The following is a 22,816-nucleotide window of genomic DNA, read 5'->3' as shown; positions in this document are numbered from 1 at the left end:
TGTATGCGTAAACTTTTACTCTCAACCAGCCTGCTGTTGGCTACCGGTTTTCACGTATTTGCTCAAAGCCCGGGTAAAAAACCATTAGATCATACTGTGTTTGACGGATGGCAAAGTATAACCGGCCAGCGCATCAGCAACGATGGTAAATGGATAGGTTATGTCATAAAGCCGCAGCAGGGCGATGCTGAGCTGATTATAAAAGACTCAAAAAACATCACCTCAATTAAAATCCCACGTGCAGATACGCTTAAAATAACCGGGGATTCAAAGTTCGCTATATGCCTTATCCGTCCGTTTTATAAGGATACCAGGCAGGCTAAAATAAAGAAGAAAAAACAATCAGATTTCCCTAAAGACACATTGGGGATAATTACTTTAGGTTCATCGTCCGTTGTTAAAGTCCCGGCTATCCGCTCATTTAAAATAGCGGAGGATGCAGCTGTTATTGCTTACCTGGCAACGGCCGACACGCTTAAAAAACCAGCACCAAGCGATACCTCAAAAAAAGCCATAGCTGCAACGGTTGCCCCGCCTACGCATGAAGGCGCAGACTTAACAGTTAGAAAATTAAAAACCGGCATAGCGCAAACTTTTAATTATGTTACCGAATACCAGGTAAGCAAAAACGGGAAATGGCTGACGTTTGCCGTTACGGCCCCAATAAAACAAAAAGGGACTGTATCCGGTCTGTATTTATTTGATCTGGAAAAGAACACCCTCAAACGGTTAAGCACCGGCAGGGGTAATTACCATAACATCAGCATTGATGATGCCGGGCGCCAGGTAGCTTTTACTGCCGAGAAAAATCCGGAAAAAGCACTGATAAAACCCTTTAAACTTTATTATTACAGCGCTGCAAAAGATAGCGCAGAAGTTATCGCAGCTGCCGGATCTGCTGGTATACCCAACAATTGGGCAGTAAGCGGAGATGGCAAGGTAAGCTTCAGCAAAGGCGGCAATAATCTGTACTTTGGCACTGCCCCTATCCCCAAACCTGTTGATACTACCCTTGTTGATTTTGAGGCAGCCAAACTGGATATCTGGAACTACAAAGACGATTACCTGCAGCCCCAACAGCTTAAAAACCTGCAAGCCGAATTAAAGCGAAGCTATCTTGCCGTCATAAAACCCGAAGAAACGAGCAGCAAAGTTGTGCAGTTGGGCGGCAAAGCTATTCCTGAAATATTAACTGCCGAAAATAAAGATGCCCGCTATGTTTTAGGGCTTACAGATACCGGCGCCCGCGTATCGGCCCAGTGGGAAGGCGGCACCAAACAGCAGGCTATTTTAATTGATACCCGGAGCGGTAACCACCGGTTTATTAATGCCTCTCTGGGGCGTTATTACATCTCTCCGCATGGCAATTATGTGCTGTGGTTTGATCTCAAAGATCAGGCATGGTATTGCTATACCATTGCAACGGGGCAAAAGATAAACCTGAGCAAAGCAACCGGCACTAAAATGGGCGATGAACTGAACGATGTACCAGGGTACGCTTCGGCCTATGGTGTGGCCGGCTGGACGGCGGGTGACAAGGCCGTATTTATTTACGACAGGTATGATATCTGGCGTTTTGACCCGGCAACGGGCGACGCGTTTAACTTCACTAAAGGTATCGGACGCAAAAACAAGCTGATCATGAGGTATGATCAAACCGACCCGGAGCAAAAATTCATCCCGCTAAAAGAGCCGATGTGCCTTTTAACTCAAAACGAGGAAAATAAGCAATGGGGATATTTCCGGAAGTTCCCTGAAGTAAACAACCAACCCGAAAAAGTGGTCATGGCCCCAATGAGTTATGACAATCTGCTGAAAGCTAAAAATGCTGATGCCTATATTTATACCAAAGCAAACTATCAGCATTCGCCTGATTTATATCTTTCATCCGATCTGAAAAAGGAGGTCAAACTAAGTAATATCAACCCGCAGCAAAATGAATATAACTGGGGCACTGCCGAGCTTGTGAGGTGGACAACACCTAAAGGCTACCAATCGCAAGGGATTCTGTATAAGCCTGAAGACTTTGACCCGGCCAAAAAGTACCCGATGATCGTTTATTTTTATGAGAAACTTTCGGACGGCCTTTTTAACTATATAGCACCTGCTCCTACTCCTTCCCGGCTACCTATATCATTTTTTGTGAGCAACGGTTATCTTGTTTTCGCACCCGATATCAGCTATCAAACCGGTCATCCGGGGGCTTCGGCGGTTGAGTTTGTAAATTCAGGCGTTGAAGCTTTAAAGAAAAACACATGGGTTGATGCAGCGCATATTGGCCTGCAGGGCCAAAGCTGGGGTGGTTACCAGGTGGCTTACCTCATTACCCAAACCAATATGTACGCCGCGGCCTGGGCCGGCGCGCCGGTTGCCAACATGACATCGGCTTATGGAGGCATCCGTTGGGAATCGGGCCTGAACAGGCAATTCCAGTACGAAAAATCACAAAGCCGCATTGGCGCAACGCTTTGGGAAAAGCCTGAACTGTATATCGAAAATTCGCCCTTGTTCCAGTTGCCCAAGGTAAAAACACCGGTAATGATCATGAGCAATGACGCCGATGGTGCCGTGCCGTGGTACCAGGGGATTGAAATGTTTACAGCCTTGCGTCGCTTAGGTAAACCGGTTTGGCTGCTGCAATATAATGGAGAGGCTCATAACCTGGTACTACGCCAAAACCGCAAAGACATTACTATACGTGAGCAACAATTCTTCGATCACTTTTTAAAAGGCGCGCCAATGCCGGTTTGGATGGATAAGGGAGTTCCTGCAGTTGATAAAGGGAAAGACTGGGGCCTGGAACTGGAAAAATAGAAACTCTTATGCGGAAATTAATTTCACATAAAGTAATAGCATTAATAATCTACAACTCTTTCAAAAACCCCAGCAGGGCGATGGCTACACCGGCCAATACCGCCATCATTTTACGCATATTGAAACGGTGATCGGCACTCGATTCAAAGAGTATGGTAGTGGAGATATGCAGGAAGATGCCGATAACAACGCCCATGATCCTGTTAAAATAATGTTGCAGGTTACCGATGTTTCCGCTGCTTAACGCGTCGCTGAAAAAATAACCTGCCGGTGCCATTACCGCGAATACTGCCACAAAAAGTATGGTTTTGTTTTTACCCTGTTTGTTGGTTAGCAATACTGTTGCCAGTGCAAATGCGGCCGGGATATGGTGCAATGCAATGCCATAAACCAACTGGTCCTGGTTGCCTTGTGCAAGCGGCATACCCTCCAAAAAAGCATGCAGGCAAAGGCTTGCCATAATACCTATTGGGAAAACTGCCAGGTCATGCGGGTGTTTGTGCATGTGGCCATGCTCAATCCCGTCCGAAAATTGTTCAAGCACAATCTGGAACAGGAAGCCTATCAATATGAATACGCCAACATAGTTATCATTACCGTGGTAGGCATCAGGAATCAAGTGTAAAACGGTAATGCCAAACAGGTAAGCCCCGCTGAACGACAGCACCAGCTTCAGCGTTTTATGGTTATCGCCCTTAAATAAAAATACAGAAGTGCCGCCAAAAAAGGCAGCAAAAAAAAGCAGCAGAATTTTCCAATATCCCATTAAAAGGCAGGTTGTAATTTTTTAAACAATAATGAAAACAGCCATCCAACAAAGGCCCCATATAAAGCGCCGCATAGTACATCTATCGGGAAATGTACCCCTACGTATACCTGTGCAAAGCAAACGCTGCCTGCCCAAAGTATCGTCCAAAGCCATATCCATCTCCATTTTCTAAAAAACACAAAGCCAAGAAATATCGCCATGGCAAAATGGTCGGTGGCATGGGTTGATGGAAAACTATATCCGCTACCACAGGGTACACGGCTGATATCGGTTGCAGATACAACCGGATCACGGCAGGGACGAAGGCGCTGGATATTATGTTTGATAATAACGCCGCTGGTGAAATCAGCAACACCTGCCGATGCCGCCAGCAGCACTATAATGATAGCGCCGGTCTTCTTATATCGCCATAAACAAAAAATGATGATGAAAATATACAGCGGGATCCAGAATTTGGGGTTACGCAACAAGGGCATGATCCAGTCGAAAAATGAATTGGACAGGTCATGATTAATGAAATAAAATAAATGCCGGTCGAGGTTTAAAAGATAATCGGGCATTGTTTTTTACTATAGGTGTTTTGTTTGCTGTAATTTCCAAAGTTATCAAATAGCTTAAAAAATCCTTTAAATTTTAATACTTAGCAGCAGCATTATCCCGTTAAGCATAAAATAATGCGCAGGGATGACAATTGAAACCACCCTGCACCGTATTAAAAAACAATAAATTAACCGTAACCTTATATGCAAGCGTTTGCGTAAATCCTTAAAACAATATCATTTGTAGCTTATATTTTTTACTTTTACCACACCAAAAACTTCGCATTTTGACATTAATAAAATCTATTTCAGGAATACGCGGCACCATAGGCGGTGCCGTTGGCGATGGTTTAACACCGCTTGATATTGTAAAATTTACTTCGGCCTACGGATCATGGGCTGTGAAAAAATCAGGGATTAAAAAGATTGTAGTAGGCCGTGATGCCCGTTTATCGGGTGCTATGGTGAATAATCTTGTTATTGGCACACTGCAGGGTTTGGGTATTGATGTTATTGATCTTGGTTTATCAACTACACCGACTGTTGAGGTTGCCGTTACCGGTGAGCAGGCGGCGGGTGGCATCATCCTTACTGCAAGCCATAACCCAAAACAATGGAACGCTCTTAAACTGCTCAATGCCGATGGCGAGTTCATCAGCGATGCCGATGGCAAAGAAGTGCTAACAATTGCCGAATACAGCGACTTTAAATATGCAGATGTAAACGATCTGGGTAAAGTTACCCCTGATGATACCTGGCTGCAAAAACACATCGACCTTGTGTTGGCTTTGCCATTGATTGATGTTGAGGCTATAAAGAAAGCCAACTTTAAAGTGGTAATAGATTGCGTTAACTCAACAGGTGGTATTTTTGTACCGGCTTTACTGAAAGCTTTAGGCGTTGAAACTGTTCACGAATTGTATTGTGAGCCGGATGGTAATTTCCCGCATAACCCCGAGCCGCTTCCGGAAAACCTGATTGCACTATCAAAAGAAGTAGTTAGCAAGCGTGCCGATTTGGGTATAGCAGTCGATCCGGATGTTGACCGCCTTTGCTTTGTGTGTGAAGATGGCAATATGTTTGGCGAAGAATATACACTGGTTGCCGTAGCCGATTATGTTTTGAAAAACAATGTGGGCAATACGGTATCTAACCTGTCATCAACCCGTGCGCTGCGTGACGTTACTGAAAAAGCAGGCGGCGAATACCATGCAGCTGCAGTTGGAGAGGTTAACGTTGTTAACAAAATGAAAGAAGTTAACGCGGTTATAGGCGGCGAAGGTAATGGCGGGGTTATTTACCCTGAGTTACATTACGGTCGTGACGCTTTAGTTGGCATAGCGTTGTTTTTAACCCATTTAGCTAAGTATGGCAAGTCGGTTTCAAGTTTACGTTCGTCATATCCGGGTTATTTTATTTCGAAAAACAAGATCACTTTAACGCCCGAGATGGATATTGATGGGCTATTGAGCAAAGTGGAAGAGAAATACATCAAACAGCCCCACTCAACAATTGATGGCCTGAAAATAGAATTTGATAAAGAATGGGTACATTTGCGGAGATCAAATACCGAGCCTATTATCAGAATCTACTCTGAAGGAAATTCTGAAACCGTGGCAAACGGTTTGGCTAATAAGATCATCACTGATATTAAGGAGATCTTACAACTGAAAGGTTAATTTACTGGTATTAAAAATAGCAGGCAACCAGCGGTAAATACCGTTGGCTGCTTGCCTATATATAATACCGGGCATGTGTTTTGAAGTTACTGATCCATTAATTTATAAATTTAAAAGAATGCGCGTTTATTTTGATAATGCCGCCACTACACCGCTTGACCCTGATGTAATGAAGGAGATGTATAAGGTGATGGAAAACCAGTTTGGTAATCCGTCGTCAATACATGCCCATGGCAGGGAAGCACGTACTTTAATTGAGCGTTCGCGAAAAACGATTGCCGGTTTACTGCACACCTCGCCCGCCGAGATCTTCTTTACCTCAAGCGGCACCGAAGCCGACAATACGGCCATCAGGTGCGGGATCATTGATCATAACATTACCCACGCCATCACCAGCCATACCGAGCATCACGCAGTGCTCCATACGCTGGAAGCGATGGAGAAATCGGGCTTAATTAAATTGAGTTTTGTAAATATTGATAGCAAAGGCACCGTTGATTATGATCATCTTGAAACCTTGCTTAAAGACAATGAACGCAGTTTTGTATCGCTGATGCACGCTAATAATGAAATAGGTACACTATCGGATATGGAACGCGTGGGCGACCTCTGCGAAGCATACAACGCCATTTACCATTGCGACACCGTGCAAACTATGGGCCATTACCAGCATGATCTGAGCAAACTTAAAGCCCACTTCCTGGTATGTGCCGGTCATAAATTGCATGGGCCTAAGGGTGTAGGTTTCCTGCATATCAATCATAAAATAAAGATAAAACCATTTATTTATGGCGGCGCGCAGGAACGCAACATGCGCGGCGGTACCGAAAATATTTACGGCATAGTAGGTTTGGCCAAGGCGCTTGAACTGGCTTATGCCGAAATGGAGCAGCACCAAAATCATATTCAGGGCTTAAAATCATACATGATGGAGCAACTGATTACTAACGTACCGGGTGTAAGCTTTAACGGCGAAACAGATCCCGCAAAAAGCTTGTATACAGTGCTTAACGTAGCTTTCCCCGAAATGGAAATGAGCGATATGCTGCTGTTTAATCTCGATATTGCCGGTATCTCGGCTTCAGGCGGTAGTGCATGCAGTTCGGGCAGCGATATTGGCTCACATGTGCTAACCGCTATCGGGGCCAGTTCATCAAGGCCATCGGTACGTTTCTCCTTCTCGAAATATAACACCAAAGAAGAGGTTGATTTTGTAGTAGCCAAAGTTCGTGAGCTTTGCGCTGTAAATGTGTAAGCTTGAAAATACGCTAAAGTAAAACGCCTTAAGGACTCGGTTCTTAAGGCGTTTTACTTTGGTAGGGTTATGCTGAACTTGTTTCAGCACCTCATACGCTAAGCACACTGCCAGGCAAATCGCCCACCCGTCCAGTGGGGTGCTGAAACAAGTTCAGCATGACGGTATGGAGGATTTTTCATTAAGGATCGTAATTTGTAACTATGTCCTGTCCTGAAATAGGTTGACAAAAAAAGGTTAACAAAAAGGCAGGAAACATGACAAGAAGTAGCGTAAGAGTAGTTCGGTACAGTATTAGCTTTAAACAAAAAGTAGTCAGGGAGATAGAAGAAGAAGGTCTGAGCCTGACAGAAGCAAGCCGTCGCTACGGGATCGGTGGAGCAGAGACAGTAAGCAGATGGCTTGGTGCATTAGGTAAACAATATTTACAAAACAAGGTAATCAGAGTGGAAACGAAAGCAGAGAAGGGTCGGTTATTAGAATTAGAACAGGAAGTTAAAAAGTTAAAGCTGGCTTTGGCAGATGCTTACCTGGCGCGGGATTGCGCAGAAGAGGTAGTCAAGCAGGCAGGCAAACTATACGGGGAGGATTTAAAAAAAAAGTTTGGCGGTCAAGTATCGGAGCGCTCCGGTCAAAATACAGATTAAATGAGTTATGCCGCTATTTTGAAGTAAGCCGGAGTGGTTACTATAAAGCGGTATCTGCTGCAGACAGAAAAGCATTAAATGAGACAGTTATCTTATCATTGGTACATGAGGTTCGCAGGAACCATCCGCGTCTGGGAGGCAAGAAGTTATACTTTCTGCTAAAGAAAGATATAACTAAAGCAGGAATACGGATGGGTAGGGATATGTTCTTTGAGTTGTTGGGCCGGCATAAGCTATTGGTAAAAAGACGCCGTAAATATGTTTCTACGACAGATTCTTATCATCGCTTCAGGGTCTACAGGAACCTAATGAAGGATAGACAGCTTACCAGTGCTCATCAGTGTTGGGTATCTGATATTACCTATATTCGTACATCAAAAGACTTTGTATACCTGTTTTTGATCACAGACGCGTTTTCGCGAAAAGTGGTAGGCTGGCATTTGTCAGATAGTCTTAGAATTGCGGGGGCTATCCGTAGCCTTCAAATGGCTATCCGGCAACGACAGTTTACGGATAGCCTGATCCATCATTCAGACCGGGGAATCCAGTATTGCAGCAATGATTATACAAAACTGTTAAAAAAGGCTAAAATCGGTATCAGCATGACAGAAGAGAACCATTGCTACGAAAATGCCATGGCGGAACGGGTGAATGGAATCTTAAAACAAGAATATGGTCTTGATAGTACATTCACTTCCGAAAAGGATGCACTTAGGGCAGTAAAAGAGGCTATAAACTCATATAATATGAACAGGCCGCATTGGTCCTTAAACCTGGCAACACCGCAGCAGATACACATGGCTGCATAAGTTATTAACAAAAGAAACGCATCTTTTAAAAGAAAAAAAGAAGCAAAAAAAGAAAAGCTGTTAATAAGTCGGAAACTCGAAGAGTTTTCGACTTATTAACAGCTCAAATAAACAACAATAATGTCTACTTTTTTCAGGACATGACACTAATCTCCGACCTCTAATCTCTAAAAGCTACAATTCCTTCCTCAACCTTGCCACCGGAATGTTCATTTGCTCGCGGTATTTGGCTACGGTACGGCGGGCTATGTTGTAGCCGGCGTCTTTGAGTATTTCGGTCAATTTTTCATCAGCAAGCGGGTGACGTTTATCTTCTTTGCCGATATGCTCTTCAAGAATCTTTTTAACCTCTTTGTTGGATACTTCCTCACCACTTTCGGTTTGAATTGCTTCAGAGAAGAAGGATTTCAGCAGAAAGGTACCGAACTCTGTTTGTACATATTTGGAGTTGGCAACGCGCGATACTGTTGAAATATCCATGCCAATCCTGTCGGCTATGTCTTTCAGGATCATTGGCTTCAGGTTTTTATCATCACCGGTAAGGAAAAACTCATACTGGTACTGCATAATGGCATTCATGGTTTTAAGCAGCGTTTGCTGGCGCTGTTTAATGGCATCAATGAACCACTTGGCCGAATCGAGCTTTTGCTTTACAAATTGTACAGCTTCCTTCAGTTTTTTATCCTTTTGGGAAGCTTTGTCATAATGCTGGAACATTTCCTGGTATGAGCGGCTTACCCTAAGTTCGGGTGCGTTTTTGGAGTTGAGGGTAAGGATGAGCACACCATCGTTATTAGTGATATGAAAATCAGGGATCACCTGCATTTGCTTGGTGTTGATCTCGTTTGAGTCGCCGGGTTTAGGATTGAGTTTTAAGATCTCATTAACCACTGCGCGCAACTCCACCGAGTTCATATTTAATGATTTTTCAAGTTTATCGTAATGTTTACGGGTAAACTCGTCCAAATAATGTTCAACAACCTGTATCGCCTTTTTGATAATCGGGTCGTTCACATCTTTTTTACGAAGCTGGATCAGCAGGCATTCCTGTAAGCTGCGTGCACCAACGCCGGGAGGGTCAAAGCCCTGTATCACCTTGAGCATCTCTTCTACTTCGTCATCTTCAGCCAATACATTTTGTGAAAATGCAAGGTCGTCGGTTAGCGACATGATGGGGCGGCGCAGATAGCCGTCGTCATCAAGGCTGCCTATGATCTGCTTGCCAATCATGAAATCTTTATCACTCAGGGGAAGCAGGTCTAACTGAACTTGCAAGCTTTCAAAAAATGAGCTTTGCACAGCAATAGGAATCTCTTTACGCTCATCCTCGTCATCACCATTTTGATCATAGCGTGATCCGTAATCGTTTACGTTATCTTCCTGCAGGTAATCATCAATATTAAATTCATCCATCTCGCCCTTTTCCTCGTCATTGTTATAATTATCTTCGTCGGGGTCGCGGTCGGGATATTGTTCTTCGGGCTCGTTTAGGTTGGTAAGGCTCAGATCTTCAAGTGCGGGGTTTTCTTCCAGTTCTTCTTTTATCCGGGTATCAAGCGAAACAGTAGGCACCTGCAGCAATTTTATAAATTGTATTTGCTGGGGCGAAAGTTTTTGTAAAAGTTTTTGTTGAAGGTTCTGTTTAAGCATAATTAAGATGTAGCCAAAAATACATCAAATTAATATTAACTAAAAATTACTTGAGGTATCTGCTTTAAAGTTGTTAAATGATTCAGGCATGCCAATTGTTTTAGGGCAAACAAAAAAACTATATAAATAGATAGTTTGAGTAATATTATTAACTTTAAGTAACCAAACTTTAATTTATGGCAATAGTAAAAGAGTTCAAAGAATTTGCAATGCGCGGAAACGTGGTTGATCTTGCGGTTGGTGTTATCATCGGTGCCGCTTTTGGTAAAATTGTCACCTCGCTGGTTGCAGATATTATTATGCCGCCTATTGGCATGGCAACCGGGGGCATAGATTTTAAAGATCTAAAGTATGTACTTAAGCCTGCCGTTGATAAAACACCCGAAACTGCAATTAATTACGGTTTATTTATCAATAATGTAATTGATTTTTTAATCGTTGCTTTTTGTATCTTTTTAATTGTTAAGGCTATCAACTCGTTGAAGAAAAAAGAAGAAGTAGCTCCGGCCGCAGCGCCCGAACCAACTAAAGAAGAACTGTTACTTACCGAAATCCGCGATTTGCTGGCTAAGAAAGCTTAAGTAATTTAGTTCAAGGCTGATAGTTCAAGGCTCATACCTGATATGGCTGTGAACCATGAACTATCAGCTAAAAGCTTTTCGGCAGCTTGGGGTCTGTTAAAATAATATAGTCGGCCATGCCGGCTAATTTGTTCCAGTCGGGGTTGTCAAAACTATCATCCATATACGTTGCTATGTTAAGCACGCGTAACTTGGGAGCGTATTTTTTAAGCTGGGCTACTGCTCCCAGTTTTTCTTCACTGTGAAAGCCGCCGTTTACCTGCAATACTTTAAAGCCGGAATGACTTTTCAGGAATTTCGCTATCGACCAGCCCATCGTGGCATCCCAGAGATTTTGCGATTGGTAGATCTGCATGCCCGGCATTGAGGCATGGCCTCCCATTATTTTAGCAAATTTATCGTAATAAACCCCTGTAGCGGTATCAATAGGTAGTGGTGCCAGATAGCTTTTGGCCTGGGCATCAAGCTGCTTTAAAACATCAAGGCCGCCGCGTGTAACCATGTTGGTATAACGTGTTGGGGCATTTGCTGCTATTACCGGCAGGTGATTGGTTTTGGCCAGTTCAATCATCGGTTTGTAATCCTTATAATTTGGCCAGGTGTGTGCATCGGTGACCAGGTTTTTTTCGCGGATGAGCCCGGCAAGGTATTCATTTAAAACAAGCTGGCAGTCAGTTTGAAACATCTCCATGGAAAGCGCTGTTTTCTGCGGATATTTTTCCGAGAGCTTTTTAAATAAGCTAAACTCCAGATAATGCGCCGTTGAATCATTATGCTCTTCGCCAAAGAAAAGCACATCAGCATTGGCCATATCACTAATAATGTCGTCGGGCGTGATGATCTTTTGTGCCGATGTACTGTAAATTTTATAATGTGTTGCAGGTAGCTCCTGAGCTATGGCAACAGCTGACAAGAATATTAGTAGTATAGTGGGAAGTAATTTCATGCTAAAATCAAAGATAAACAAAATAAAACCGCTGTTTATTATGTTCAGGATGCCGGCAAATTTGAAATTGTATCATTGCTGAACAATACTTATCCTGTTACCGCCAGCCTGAAAAATAGCGGATCGTACGCTATCCCTTTTCAATAAATATGCTTCGACGAGTTGTAGAATCCAGACTTATGCCGGATTTAAACATTCCGCATGCCCCATTAGGGTAGACGCAATTATTAATTAACAAAGGATAGTTAGCCAGGATTTGTTAACCGATCAAAAATATAGAAGCTCAATTAGTTATTGTCAATAAAAGCTGCTAATTTGCTGCTGTTGAGCAGGTACGGCGATGTTGTTATAAATACAAAAAATAGTATTTGAATTATTAAATAAAATAACTACATTTGCGCTCTTGTTTTAAAAAGACGAATAGAATAAAATATAGCCATGAAAAGAACGTTTCAGCCTTCTCAAAGAAAAAGAAGAAATAAACACGGTTTCCGTGAACGCATGTCAACTGCTAACGGTAGGAGAATATTAGCAGCCAGAAGAGCTAAAGGCAGAAAAAGGTTAACTGTTTCTGACGAAGGCAGGCACAAAGCATAATTGAGGTTGCCCTGCCCTTATTTATAAGGGGTTGGAACCGCTTATCTGCTTTATCCTTCGGTTCAAAAATGGCAACTATGTATACTTTTAAAAAAGAAGAACGGTTATGTAACAAGAGGCTTATTGACAAGCTTTTTCATAACGGTTCTTCTTTTTTATGTTATCCCTTCCGGGTATCCTGGCTTGTTAACCCCGAGCCACAGCCTTATCCTGCGCAAATTCTTTTTTCCGTTCCTAAAAAGCGTTATAAGCACGCTGTTGACCGTAATTTGGTAAAGCGACTCATGCGCGAAGCGTACAGGCTGCACAAACAACAGCATCTTTATAATATTCTGCAGCAGACCGATAAAAGGATAATTGTTTCGGTGGGATATGTGGGCAAAGAAATTGAACCATACCTTTTCATCGAAAAAAAAATGCTGAAGATGCTTGCGCAGCTTGCCGGTGAGTTAACTGCTGCAATACCGCTCACAGCTAATTAACATGAAGAGCTTATGGATACAATTGCCAGGTTTTTAAAAGCAATAGTGGGAGGAATTTTCATCATCCTGATAAAGTTTTACCAATATTTTATATCTCCGCTTTCGGCTGCATCATGCCGGTATACACCCACCTGCTCACAATACGGTGTTGAAGCCATCAGGAAATACGGCGCTTTCAAAGGCGGTTGGTTAACCATTAAACGCATTGCCAGTTGTAATCCATGGGGTGGTCATGGGCATGATCCGGTACCATAAATTTGTAATATGAGCCTTATACTTCAAATAGAAACAGCAACAACATCCTGCTCGGTAGCACTTGCCCGCGATGGCAAAGTTTTGGATTTTAAGCAAATAAACGCGCGTAACATCCATGCTGAAGTTATTACTATATATATAGATGAGTTGCTGAATAACACGGGGGTAAGTTATAACAACCTTGATGCTATTGCCGTAAGCAGCGGCCCGGGGTCATACACCGGGTTACGGATAGGGGTATCTACCGCCAAAGGATTATGTTTCGCTCTTGATAAGCCTCTCATAGCTATTGAAACACTTGAGGCTATGGCTTATGGTGTTATTAACAGCCCGGGGTTTGTTGCTGATGGTAATATGCTTTTATGCCCGATGATTGATGCCCGCCGAATGGAAGTTTATACCGCATTATTTGATGCAGCCGGCAGCAGGGTGCGTGAAACGGCCGCTGATATTATCGACGAAAACAGCTTTGTTAACTATTTGAAAGATCATCAGATCCTGTTTTTTGGTGACGGTGCCGAAAAATGCAAAGGCGTTTTAAGTAAAAACCCTAATGCTTTGTTTTTAGATGATTTTGTAAACTCGGCAACGTACCTCACCCAGAAAGCAGCTCAAAAATTTGCTGACGGCGCTTTTGAGGACGTAGCTTATTATGAGCCTTACTATCTTAAAGATTTTATAGCCGGAAAAAAGGCTCCTTAATTATTTATTGGTTTTAAAAATACGGCCAAATAAGCGGCCCAAAAATCCTTTTTCGCCCATTGGGATATAGCTGGAGTTCATGGGGTGTTCAATTACCCGTCCAAATTTTAGTGAAAAACCCAGGAAAATATCCGCTCCGGTATAGTTGCCTACCCGGTTTATTTGATTGGTATTATTTAAAGCTGCTAAGGTAAGACGGCCTGTATTTATTAAGCGTTCGGAGCCGATAAAAAACTCCACATTGGGGGATTTTAGCATAATTTGCCCACCGAGATTAAACAATTTATAATCGTCATAAGTGCCCGTTAAGGAAACTATCAGGTTGTTTTTTTGTACCGAGTTAACCATTGCACCTGTAAAACCGGAAAAGAACATTTCTTTTTGGGCTACAACTGTCGGGAAATATCTGAATGTTTTTCCCTCATCAAGCCAGTAGCTTTTGGATACGCTCAATTCGGCTTTGGCATTGGTTTTTGTATTAAATGAAGTAACAGCTCCGTTGCCTCTGAACAAATCATATACAGCATTATAAATATTCTCATCGCGGTGCTCAGATGTAATATCTGTTATATTGGTTGTGCTATTAAAATCAGTAATGGTTGAGCGCTTGTTCCAGTGTATAAAGCCAAGGTCTTTTATATTACCTTGTATCAGGATCCCATCCTCCGTTCGGTAAGTTGCACCCATTGATATCGATGCTCCGGGGTTGCGAAAGGTTGGTAAAAAGTCACGCCCGTCCAGTCTGCCGGGCACATAGCTCCTGTAATACCGTCCCTTCATATAAACGTCGGCATTGTCATTGTCAGGATTTGCCGGGTCCCGGTTAATCTGCAGACTCGACTCGTCTACATCTATTTTATTATATTGAATACCGGAAAGGTAGCTCAGCTTAAAGCCTAACGATAGTTGTTTATTAACCTGCTCCCTGTAGGTATAACTTAACTGGTCGTACATCTGCACTTTATAATGGTTGTTGAATATATTATCATAATTGTCACGCGCAAAATTTGACGGACCATCAAGAAAAGCAACAGATTCATCGGTGACTGTACCTTTACTTTCTACCTTAGTTTGTGCCGAAAAGCCCATCTCAACATTGCCGTTCAGGCTGGTGAAAAGTTTAACCATTACCGCATAAGCGTTGCCGTTAATATTGAAATGATTTGAAGCATTTTGACCGATGTGCAGCGATGAGGTATTATAATACGAAGGCTTTGCAAATGCGCGGCTTTTTAGTGGCCTTTGTATATGGCCGGTTATATAAAAATTAGTATTAAAATTAGGGATTAAAAAATTGAATGCTATTTCCCGGCTCGAATCAGGAATAAAGGCCCTCTGTGAAGGGTTTTCAAATGAGTCATAAAGGGTGCCGGTGTTATATTGCGAAAACTGTTGAGCCGATACGGATAAAGAATAAAAGATAAAGAAGAGAATAGTAAAGAAGATCTTATTCATATAATGGCTCACATATCTTGCCCCGAATTTTCTTAAAGATAACTCAAAGCTGATTGTCGGTAAATTTTTTTACAAATTTCAATTTGTAATGTTCTACGAAATTGGGCGGGTATTGTTGTGTAAACGCTGATAAATTTATTTTTTTACTGTGCTTGTATCCGGCATATTTAGGCGCATGCAAAAATTGGTATAAAAATTTTTATCCGATGCGGTGAGCTGGAAGGCCGCACCATAATAATTTTTCCAACCGGGGTCGCTGTTTTCAAAAGCATCGTAAAAATGCTTTTTTAAATCGCGCTTTAATACAGGTTGCATGTTTTTAAAGTTAACGAAGAAGGCTACATTGCTCCTTTCGGCCAGCAAATTATCAAACTGGGTATACTGATCAGTTTTGCCGATGAATTTGCGGTTGAAGTAGGTGTCATTATAACTCTCCAACTCGGATACCGATGTGGCAAGTATGAGGTAATTATCAATGATCATAAAGTAAGGTTTTCTGAAAACGCTGAATGCATCGCCCAATAAAAAGAAAGGCAGTTTTTCGTAATTAAACTGGCCTACTTTATCGGTAACCATATTGCTGATATTCATCATCAGCGGAAAAAGCTTTGATCCATCCTTAACAGAAATGATGGCAAATTTTTCAAAGTAGCGCGTTGTAACTATCGCGAACTCATTACCGAGCAGCTTTTCAAACTCCGGCTTTATAAACAGGCCTGCTTCTGATTTTACTTTGTTTAAGAGCTCATTTTTTTCTTTGCTTACGCCTGCCCTATCATGCCATTGCGAAAGGTCGGCTTCAAACTTTTTAGGATCTGAAACGGCGAAGCTTGTGCTGTAGGCTGTTGTAGCCGGGAAAATATCCTTTAAATGATTTTCCACCGGCTGCTGGGCCGAAAAAATATTTAAATAACTTGTGGCATTATTTTGCTTAGTGGTGAACCCGTTAAACATCAAAGCATCGCTTTTATAATTTAAGTTCAATGCGGCATAGGCCGGCAGCATTCTGAAGCTTTTAAAAAGATCAGTAGTTTTATTAAGGAACAACTGATCAAAAAGTGGGTTAAGCTCGTTGTAATTAATATAAAGGTTGGCAAGTGAATTGGCGTTTTGCTGTTCGGGCAGCGGAACAAAGCCATTGTGGCCTTTATCCTGCTGGTAGATGGCGCTATGATCAACCAAATCCTTTGAAAAACTGCCCGAAAATATATTGTCGCCCGTTTTTATGAGGTAAAAGTGTTTGTTGAGCGATTTGATAAATATATTATAACCCGGACTTGCGGCTATTTGCATTGGCGCTATTTGTAAAGCGTTTTTAGCACTGCCTGTTAAATGATTAAACATGGCCGCCGAAAAAGCTTTTGATGCCGAGGTAGTCACAAGTAAGTTTATTTCATCATTATTTGTTGGATGAAGGGAAATGAAAATAGTTTGGCCGGTAAAAAACTGATCAAGCTGCGGAGAGGCAATGAGCAGCTTGCGTAATGTATCAAGTTCATGTAATTTGTCGGGACCAACAAAGGTGCTCAGGAGCTGGTTGCCGGCAAAAATCTCATAAAAGCCCTTTTCATTAGTGAACTCAAATACCGCCACGGCATTATCCGGAATAGCGCGCATAACCTGCCCGGTACGCACTCCCGGCGGACTCAAATTTTTAAAATATAACACCGTTACAAGCACGGTAGCTATAATCAAAAATATAGTGGTTACTATCAGTCGTTTCATAGCAGGGGCGTGCAGCAAATATAGAATTTTACCCCACGGCGTTAAAGTAATACTTTCAATTGGTTAACTTAGCTTTTTATATCTGCATGAACAAACAAATAATTATTACCGCTTCGTTTTTAGGGATGCTGGCCGTTATAACCGGCGCTTTTGGCGCCCACGGTTTAAAAGCAGTGCTTGCCCCAGCCCAGCTTGAAGTTTGGCACACTGCTGTACAATACAACTTTTATCATGTATTTGCTTTATTGTTTCTTGCTGTTTTTGCGCGGGAGAAAAGCGGGGGCTTAATATCGACAGCTTACTACCTGTTCACTTTTGGCATTATATTCTTTTCGGGGTCGTTGTACCTGTTATCATGCCGCGAGCTGCTTGGCTGGAACTGGCTTATAGCTATGGGGCCGATTACACCTATTGGCGGTTTATTGTTCATTTTAGGCTGGTTGATGCTGGCATTAGCTGCTATCCGCAACAAATAATAAAGCATGTTAGAATTTGCCGAAATTGAACATACCGACCGTGAAACACTTTTTGCCGAAGTGATTTTGCCATTGGCCATTTCAAAAAACTACACCTACCGGGTTCCTTATGATCAAAACGATGCTATTGCCATTGGCAAAAGAGTGGTGGTGCAGTTCGGCAAAAGCAAGCTTTATACGGCAATTGTTAAAGAGATAGGTAAACTGGCCCCCGAAAAATACGAGGCCAAATATATCATCGAGATATTGGATGACCGCCCGGTTGTAACCCTTAAGCAGCTTGAATTTTGGCAATGGCTGGCAGATTACTATATGTGCAACATAGGCGAAGTTATGAACGCGGCGCTGCCATCGGCACTAAAACTGGCCAGCGAAACCCGCATTATGCTTAACCGGGAGTATGAGATAGATAAAACCACGCTTCACGATAAAGAGTTTTTAATTGTTGAAGCCCTCGAAATTCAGCCGGAGCTTACCATAAGTGATATTACCAAGCTTTTGGGGCAGAAAACTGTAATGCCGATATTGAAGCTGATGTTTGAGAAAAACATCATCAATATATCTGAAGAGGTGAACGAACGTTATAAGCCTCGTAAACGCACTTTTATTACGCTCAACCCGGTTTATAATAACCAGGATAACTTGCGGGAGCTGTTCCCGATATTGGAAAAGCGTGCGCCTAAACAGGCTGATGCTTTATTAGCTTATATCAAGCTTTCCCGTCATCAAAAAAACATCACCAAAAACGAGCTTATTGAAGAGAGCGGGGCCGGAGAATCGAGCATTAAATCGCTGATAGAAAAAGAGATCTTTTTTTCGGAGGACAGGAGCGTTAGCCGTCTGCATTTTGAAGAAGAGGGAGAAGAAGGAAATAACTTTGAGTTGAGCGAACAGCAAACGGATGTACTTCAAAGTATCCGCCGTCAGTTTAAAGAAAAAGACGTAACCCTGTTGCATGGCGTAACTTCATCGGGCAAAACGCAGTTGTACGTAAGGCTGATAGAAGAGATAGTGCGCAGCGGGAGGCAGGTACTTTACCTGCTGCCTGAAATCGCCCTCACAACCCATATCATCGAACGGTTACGGATGTATTTTGGAGCCGATATCGGTGTTTACCATTCCCGCTTTAATGATAATGAGCGGGTGGAGGTTTGGCAGAAAGTTTTAAGCGGAGAGTATAAGATTGTGCTCGGCGCGCGTTCATCCGTGTTTTTACCTTTTGCCGATCTGGGATTGATCATTGTTGATGAGGAACACGAAACATCATACAAGCAATTTGATCCGGCGCCGCGTTACAACGCACGCGACGCGTCAATTTTTTTAGCTAACATGCACCAGGGTAAAGTACTTTTGGGTTCGGCCACGCCATCGTTTGAAAGTTACTATAACGCCCGCACACATAAATATGGTTTTGCAGAGCTCACCGAACGCTTTGGAGGTGTTGAGCTGCCCGATGTGCAGGTGGTGAGCATCGCTCATGAAACCAAACAAAAAACTATCCAGTCGCACTTTACCAGTGTGTTGATGGAGGGTATCAAACAGGCGCTTGAAAATAAAGAGCAGGTGATTTTATTTCAGAACCGGCGCGGATATGCGCCTATCCTGATGTGCAAGGTTTGTGCCTATACACCAAAATGTATCAATTGCGATGTAAGCCTTACCTATCATAAAAGCAGCGGCAAGCTGCATTGCCACTACTGCGGTTACAAGGAAGATACACCATCCATTTGCCCAGCCTGCGGATCTACCCATTTAGAATATAAAGGCTTCGGTACCGAAAAAATTGAAGATGAACTGAGCGTTTTATTGCCCGAAGCCCGGATTGCCCGTATGGACCTGGACACTACGCGGTCACGAAACTCCCTGCAAACTATCCTTAATGATCTCGAAGAAAAAAGAATAGATATCCTGGTTGGCACCCAGATGGTGGCCAAGGGGCTCGATTTTTCGGACGTAACGCTGATCGGTATTATTAATGCTGATAGCTTGCTGAAATTTCCTGATTACAGGGCCAATGAACGGAGCTACCAGTTATTGGCGCAGGTTAGCGGCAGGGCCGGCCGGCGGGGCAAACAGGGCAAAGTAGTGGTGCAAACCTATGATATTTATCACCGGGTGTTAAAGCAGGTGATTGATAACAATTACGCCGATCTTTATTTTACCGAGATGGAAGAGCGGAAAAGCTTTAAATATCCGCCGTTCTATCGCATCATCAACCTTGATATCAAGCATAAAAATCCCGATGTGCTCCATAACCAGGCCGAATATCTTGGCGCGCGCCTCCGGGAGCATTTCGGCGAACGGGTGATTGGCCCGGAGCAGCCACTCATTAGCAGGATCCGCAATTATTACATCAAAAGCATTATGCTCAAATTTGAGAAGGACGGGATCTCTATCATAAAAGCAAAAACTGTTTTAAGGGATGTGATCACTCAGTATTATACAACCAAACTTAGTACGGGCAGTATTGTACAGCCCGATGTTGATCCGTATTAAATGTACCACGCAAACATCTTAAGCCGCGCCAATAAGTTGGCAGGCTAAGCAATAATCTCCTGCTTAACAAATTCTGTATCTTAGTTAAATGCATATTGAACGCTTTACGCCCGGCGAAATACTGAAGCCTTTTATCCGGCAATACGTTTTTATCCAGGCTACAAATGATCTGGTCAATCGTATTTTGCCCGATACATCGCTGGTAATGGCGTTCAGGTACGGCGGCAATATCAGTGATGTTACCCAGGCACATAGCAGTAAGCTTCCCTCCTCTTTGATCACCGGCTTAAAAAAATCGCCCAGGCTAATTAATTATGAACCCGGCACGGGCAATATGCTGGTTTTATTTAAAGCAGCCGGAGCGGCAGCGTTTTTCAAAAATCCGCTTCATGAATTGTTTGAAGCAACTGTACCGCTTGATAATTTTATTGCGCAGGATGAATTAGCTTTAATTGAAGAACAACTGGCAGAAGCTGCCAATAATCAACAACGGGTAATCATCACCGAACAATTTCTGCTTAAACATATTGAAAACCACAAACAGGACCAGTTGATTATATCTGCCCTGCAAAAGATCCGTTTATCAAAAGGCATGATCAAAATTAAAGACCTTGCCGATACTCATTATATAAGCCGGGATGCGTTCGAAAAACGCTTCAGGCGGGTGGTTGGTACTTCGCCAAAGCAGTTTTCCAATATCATTAAAATCAGGTCGATAGTTGATAGCAAACCTCAAAATACTCCGCTCGGTCAAATAGCTTTGGAAGCCGGGTACTTTGACCAGCCGCATTTCAATAAAGAATTTAAGCTATTTACAGGATTAAACCCTACCGATTTCTTTAAAATACCGCAAGCCTGGTAAATCAATGATTTTTTACAAGTATTGAGTTTCAATTACCCCGATTTTTGAAGAAAAAACGAGGATTATCATGAAACAGATATTTATAGATCAATTTATTGTTCCCGCAACTGCTCAACAGGAATTTAAAGAACGGATGAAGATCAACAGGGACTTTATTAAAAAACTCGACGGCTTTATTGAAGACAGGGCTTTTGAACGTTATGACGAACAAGGCAACCTCATTTGCATTACAACTGCCATTTGGCAAAACGAAGATGTTTTACAAAAGGCTAAGGAAGCAGTGCAGCAGGAGTATCAGCAACAGGGCTTTGATATGAAGGCGATGCTGCAAAGATTAAACATCAGGATGGAAAGGAACACTTACCGGGAGATCATTGATTGAGAGACCCATCTAATATAATCAACATATTCACGTTCTGAATTAACAATAGAAACAGGCAAATATTACTCAACCTTAATTTTGCCGGGTAAGCCCGTTTTGTAATTTAATTTCTGATAGATTTGTGTACGATTATAGTACTATATGACATTAACCAACTCCGATTTTAAAATAGATGTAACCTCCGAAATTGGCACACTACGTTCACTGCTTATTCATAGTCCGGATAGTGGCCTGGGCAAAGTTGTGCCTTCAAAGGCGCAGGACTGGCTTTTTGAGGATATAATCCACCTGGATACTGTGCGCAGGAATGAATACGATTATTATGTAAAGCTGTTACTCTATTTTCTTGACCCGGATAAAATAAAAGGAAAGCTGCAGCAAATTGATGATGAAAGTACGCGCCGTTCATTTTTTAAACCTGATAATGCAGGCTTCCATTCCTCAGATAAAGTTATCGAGATCCAAACGCTGCTGGCTGATATTTTACAACAGCCGGATATCCGTAAAAAACTGGTAGCCTCTGTATGCGCCGTTGAAAGCTGTAATTACCGTTTACAACAGCAGCTTACCGATACCGACCCGGTTGAGCTGGCCAAGATCTTTATTTCGGGTTCATTAACAACCGAAGAAATGATCTTTGCCCCTATCCCCAATCTTATTTTTTCGAGGGATTTGGGCATAGCGGTAAATAATCATATGCTGCTCAACAAACCGGCAAAAAAGGCCCGTTTCCGCGAAACGTTGCTGATGCGGTATATTTTTTTCAACCATCCGCTGTTTGAAGCTTATCGCGATAACATTTTGGAGATTCCCGAAACTGCCCAGCATTTTTTACGCCCCGGCGAAGATGCAGAAGGCCGTACAACTTTAGAAGGCGGCGATGTGATGATGGTAAGTCCCGATCATTTAGTGATCGGCTGCAGCGAGCGGACCTCTGTCAGCGGCGCTAACGAAGCTATCAGGCTATTGTTTGAACACGATGTAGTAAAGAAGGTAACCATCGTAAAAATCCCGAACAAGCGTGATTATATGCATATCGATACTGTTTTTACGCAGGTAAAACGCGATACCTGGGTGCTGCTCCGTTCACTTGCTAAAGCCGAGGCCCCTATTGAGGAACGAGAGCCGATATCATGGTTTGCTGATAAAAAACAGAAAGAACGGGCAGAAATTGTTCAGTTTGAAAAAGATGAAAAGCCAAGGCTGTTCGGTTGTATTGAAGACCTGTTGGCAGATATCAGCGAGAACGACCTTAAAAGCGGCGTAAAAACAAAGTTCATTTACTCGGGCAACAACACCTTCCCCTTTGATGCCCGCGAACAGTGGACAGACTCCTGCAACCTGCTTGCGCTAAAAGAAGGCGTAGTTGTTGGATATGATCGTAATGATAAAACCGTAGAGGCGTTTAAAGAAGGCGGTTTTAATGTGATCAGGGTGGCCGAGTTGCTTCAAAAATTTGAGAATAATGAACTCGATCCGCAAAGCTTAACCGATACGTTAATATTAATGCCTTCGGCAGAACTTTCCCGTGCCCGCGGTGGTTTTCATTGCATGAGCATGCCGGTATTCAGGGATAATATTCTGAACCTGGATTAAACAGATTCGTTTGATTTATGGGATTCGATTAGCAAATCAATACCCAAAATCACAACAATCTAAAAATCAAAAAACAAACAAAAATCCTGAGAATCCATT

Annotated in this window: 21 protein-coding genes; 15 read left to right on the top strand and 6 right to left on the bottom strand. The window is 42.6% G+C overall.

Translation table 11 applies throughout. From position 1 onward, the window contains the following. Positions 1–3 precede the first annotated feature (3 nt). Complete coding sequence (locus SNE26_RS06110; protein ID WP_321558477.1) at positions 4–2,814, top strand: prolyl oligopeptidase family serine peptidase; 2,811 nt, start codon at positions 4–6, stop codon at positions 2,812–2,814. A 49-nt stretch (positions 2,815–2,863) separates the two neighbouring features. Here the strand turns inward: SNE26_RS06110 and SNE26_RS06105 are convergent, their stop codons facing one another. Both SNE26_RS06105 and SNE26_RS06100 read right to left on the bottom strand, forming a co-directional pair. Further along, positions 2,864–3,580, bottom strand: a complete 717-nt coding sequence (locus SNE26_RS06105) for a ZIP family metal transporter (RefSeq protein WP_321558476.1) — start codon at positions 3,578–3,580, stop codon at positions 2,864–2,866. Continuing rightward, positions 3,580–4,143: a phosphatase PAP2 family protein gene (locus SNE26_RS06100; RefSeq protein WP_321558475.1), complete on the bottom strand. Its 564-nt coding sequence runs from the start codon at positions 4,141–4,143 to the stop codon at positions 3,580–3,582. Before SNE26_RS06100 ends, SNE26_RS06105 begins: the two co-directional genes overlap by 1 nt. Positions 4,144–4,409: 266 nt before the next feature. Between SNE26_RS06100 and glmM the strand changes: the two genes are divergently transcribed. The 4 genes from glmM (at position 4,410) to SNE26_RS06080 (ending at position 8,512) form a co-directional block, all read left to right on the top strand. After that, positions 4,410–5,801 (top strand): phosphoglucosamine mutase, encoded by a 1,392-nt coding sequence (glmM, locus tag SNE26_RS06095; protein ID WP_321558474.1) that lies wholly within the window; start codon positions 4,410–4,412, stop codon positions 5,799–5,801. Between the two features lie 118 nt (positions 5,802–5,919). Next, positions 5,920–7,056, top strand: coding sequence for a cysteine desulfurase family protein (locus SNE26_RS06090; protein ID WP_321558473.1), 1,137 nt, complete (start codon positions 5,920–5,922; stop codon positions 7,054–7,056). Positions 7,057–7,313: 257 nt separating this feature from the next. Beyond that, positions 7,314–7,703, top strand: a complete 390-nt coding sequence (locus SNE26_RS06085) for a transposase (RefSeq protein ID WP_321555493.1) — start codon at positions 7,314–7,316, stop codon at positions 7,701–7,703. Continuing rightward, positions 7,598–8,512, top strand: coding sequence for an IS3 family transposase (locus SNE26_RS06080; RefSeq protein WP_321555494.1), 915 nt, complete (start codon positions 7,598–7,600; stop codon positions 8,510–8,512). The genes SNE26_RS06085 and SNE26_RS06080 overlap by 106 nt, the downstream gene beginning before the upstream one ends. 174 nt (positions 8,513–8,686) lie before the next feature. Here SNE26_RS06080 and rpoN read toward each other — a convergent pair whose 3' ends face one another. After that, positions 8,687–10,162 (bottom strand): RNA polymerase factor sigma-54, encoded by a 1,476-nt coding sequence (rpoN, locus tag SNE26_RS06075; protein WP_321558472.1) that lies wholly within the window; start codon positions 10,160–10,162, stop codon positions 8,687–8,689. 176 nt (positions 10,163–10,338) lie between these two features. On the opposite strand from rpoN, the gene mscL reads away from it, so the two are divergent. After that, positions 10,339–10,743: a large-conductance mechanosensitive channel protein MscL gene (mscL, locus tag SNE26_RS06070; RefSeq protein WP_321558471.1), complete on the top strand. Its 405-nt coding sequence runs from the start codon at positions 10,339–10,341 to the stop codon at positions 10,741–10,743. Positions 10,744–10,810: 67 nt separating this feature from the next. On the opposite strand, the gene SNE26_RS06065 is transcribed toward mscL, so the two are convergent. After that, positions 10,811–11,689, bottom strand: a complete 879-nt coding sequence (locus SNE26_RS06065) for a ChaN family lipoprotein (protein ID WP_321558470.1) — start codon at positions 11,687–11,689, stop codon at positions 10,811–10,813. Positions 11,690–12,127: 438 nt separating this feature from the next. On the opposite strand from SNE26_RS06065, the gene rpmH reads away from it, so the two are divergent. From rpmH to tsaB, 4 genes are all read left to right on the top strand, one after another. Beyond that, the gene (rpmH, locus tag SNE26_RS06060) at positions 12,128–12,286 is read left to right on the top strand and encodes a 50S ribosomal protein L34 (protein WP_110583460.1); all 159 of its coding nucleotides are present in this window, start codon (positions 12,128–12,130) and stop codon (positions 12,284–12,286) included. A gap of 77 nt (positions 12,287–12,363) precedes the next feature. Next, positions 12,364–12,768, top strand: coding sequence for a ribonuclease P protein component (locus tag SNE26_RS06055; protein WP_321558469.1), 405 nt, complete (start codon positions 12,364–12,366; stop codon positions 12,766–12,768). A gap of 12 nt (positions 12,769–12,780) precedes the next feature. Next, a complete protein-coding gene (gene yidD, locus SNE26_RS06050) occupies positions 12,781–13,023 on the top strand; it encodes a membrane protein insertion efficiency factor YidD (protein ID WP_321558468.1) in 243 nt (80 codons plus the stop codon). A gap of 9 nt (positions 13,024–13,032) precedes the next feature. After that, complete coding sequence (tsaB, locus tag SNE26_RS06045) at positions 13,033–13,725, top strand: tRNA (adenosine(37)-N6)-threonylcarbamoyltransferase complex dimerization subunit type 1 TsaB (RefSeq protein ID WP_321558467.1); 693 nt, start codon at positions 13,033–13,035, stop codon at positions 13,723–13,725. Here tsaB and SNE26_RS06040 read toward each other — a convergent pair whose 3' ends face one another. Both SNE26_RS06040 and SNE26_RS06035 read right to left on the bottom strand, forming a co-directional pair. Further along, complete coding sequence (locus SNE26_RS06040) at positions 13,726–15,180, bottom strand: DUF5723 family protein (RefSeq protein WP_321558466.1); 1,455 nt, start codon at positions 15,178–15,180, stop codon at positions 13,726–13,728. It lies immediately after the preceding gene. 135 nt (positions 15,181–15,315) lie between these two features. Next, complete coding sequence (locus tag SNE26_RS06035) at positions 15,316–16,905, bottom strand: hypothetical protein (RefSeq protein WP_321558465.1); 1,590 nt, start codon at positions 16,903–16,905, stop codon at positions 15,316–15,318. A gap of 86 nt (positions 16,906–16,991) precedes the next feature. On the opposite strand from SNE26_RS06035, the gene SNE26_RS06030 reads away from it, so the two are divergent. From SNE26_RS06030 to SNE26_RS06010, 5 genes are all read left to right on the top strand, one after another. Next, entirely contained in the window at positions 16,992–17,381 is a 390-nt protein-coding gene (locus SNE26_RS06030; protein WP_321558464.1) for a DUF423 domain-containing protein, read from the top strand. Between the two features lie 6 nt (positions 17,382–17,387). Further along, positions 17,388–19,877, top strand: coding sequence for a primosomal protein N' (priA, locus tag SNE26_RS06025; protein ID WP_321558463.1), 2,490 nt, complete (start codon positions 17,388–17,390; stop codon positions 19,875–19,877). Positions 19,878–19,965: 88 nt separating this feature from the next. Continuing rightward, the gene (locus tag SNE26_RS06020; protein ID WP_321558462.1) at positions 19,966–20,739 is read left to right on the top strand and encodes a helix-turn-helix transcriptional regulator; all 774 of its coding nucleotides are present in this window, start codon (positions 19,966–19,968) and stop codon (positions 20,737–20,739) included. Positions 20,740–20,806: 67 nt separating this feature from the next. Beyond that, positions 20,807–21,121: a hypothetical protein gene (locus SNE26_RS06015; protein ID WP_321558461.1), complete on the top strand. Its 315-nt coding sequence runs from the start codon at positions 20,807–20,809 to the stop codon at positions 21,119–21,121. 141 nt (positions 21,122–21,262) lie between these two features. After that, positions 21,263–22,717 (top strand): arginine deiminase family protein, encoded by a 1,455-nt coding sequence (locus SNE26_RS06010; protein ID WP_321558460.1) that lies wholly within the window; start codon positions 21,263–21,265, stop codon positions 22,715–22,717. The last annotated feature ends 99 nt before the right edge of the window (positions 22,718–22,816 follow it).

The organism is Mucilaginibacter sp. cycad4 (assembly GCF_034263275.1).
Classification (GTDB): domain Bacteria; phylum Bacteroidota; class Bacteroidia; order Sphingobacteriales; family Sphingobacteriaceae; genus Mucilaginibacter.
The sequence above is the reverse complement of the archived record's forward strand: the minus strand, read 5'-3'. Positions and strand labels throughout refer to the sequence as shown.

Excerpts from the sequence above, each read along its gene's own strand:
- SNE26_RS06020 (WP_321558462.1), top strand. The coding sequence starts at position 19,966 with ATGCATATTGAACGCTTTACGCCCGGCGAAATACTGAAGCCTTTTATC.
- priA (WP_321558463.1), top strand. The coding sequence starts at position 17,388 with ATGTTAGAATTTGCCGAAATTGAACATACCGACCGTGAAACACTTTTT.
- SNE26_RS06105 (WP_321558476.1), bottom strand. The coding sequence starts at position 3,580 with ATGGGATATTGGAAAATTCTGCTGCTTTTTTTTGCTGCCTTTTTTGGC.
- SNE26_RS06100 (WP_321558475.1), bottom strand. The coding sequence starts at position 4,143 with ATGCCCGATTATCTTTTAAACCTCGACCGGCATTTATTTTATTTCATT.
- SNE26_RS06110 (WP_321558477.1), top strand. The coding sequence starts at position 4 with ATGCGTAAACTTTTACTCTCAACCAGCCTGCTGTTGGCTACCGGTTTT.
- SNE26_RS06015 (WP_321558461.1), top strand. The coding sequence starts at position 20,807 with ATGAAACAGATATTTATAGATCAATTTATTGTTCCCGCAACTGCTCAA.
- mscL (WP_321558471.1), top strand. The coding sequence starts at position 10,339 with ATGGCAATAGTAAAAGAGTTCAAAGAATTTGCAATGCGCGGAAACGTG.
- SNE26_RS06035 (WP_321558465.1), bottom strand. The coding sequence starts at position 16,905 with ATGAAACGACTGATAGTAACCACTATATTTTTGATTATAGCTACCGTG.
- yidD (WP_321558468.1), top strand. The coding sequence starts at position 12,781 with ATGGATACAATTGCCAGGTTTTTAAAAGCAATAGTGGGAGGAATTTTC.
- rpoN (WP_321558472.1), bottom strand. The coding sequence starts at position 10,162 with ATGCTTAAACAGAACCTTCAACAAAAACTTTTACAAAAACTTTCGCCC.
- SNE26_RS06055 (WP_321558469.1), top strand. The coding sequence starts at position 12,364 with ATGTATACTTTTAAAAAAGAAGAACGGTTATGTAACAAGAGGCTTATT.
- tsaB (WP_321558467.1), top strand. The coding sequence starts at position 13,033 with ATGAGCCTTATACTTCAAATAGAAACAGCAACAACATCCTGCTCGGTA.
- SNE26_RS06085 (WP_321555493.1), top strand. The coding sequence starts at position 7,314 with ATGACAAGAAGTAGCGTAAGAGTAGTTCGGTACAGTATTAGCTTTAAA.
- SNE26_RS06040 (WP_321558466.1), bottom strand. The coding sequence starts at position 15,180 with ATGAATAAGATCTTCTTTACTATTCTCTTCTTTATCTTTTATTCTTTA.
- SNE26_RS06010 (WP_321558460.1), top strand. The coding sequence starts at position 21,263 with ATGACATTAACCAACTCCGATTTTAAAATAGATGTAACCTCCGAAATT.
- SNE26_RS06090 (WP_321558473.1), top strand. The coding sequence starts at position 5,920 with ATGCGCGTTTATTTTGATAATGCCGCCACTACACCGCTTGACCCTGAT.
- SNE26_RS06065 (WP_321558470.1), bottom strand. The coding sequence starts at position 11,689 with ATGAAATTACTTCCCACTATACTACTAATATTCTTGTCAGCTGTTGCC.
- rpmH (WP_110583460.1), top strand. The coding sequence starts at position 12,128 with ATGAAAAGAACGTTTCAGCCTTCTCAAAGAAAAAGAAGAAATAAACAC.
- SNE26_RS06030 (WP_321558464.1), top strand. The coding sequence starts at position 16,992 with ATGAACAAACAAATAATTATTACCGCTTCGTTTTTAGGGATGCTGGCC.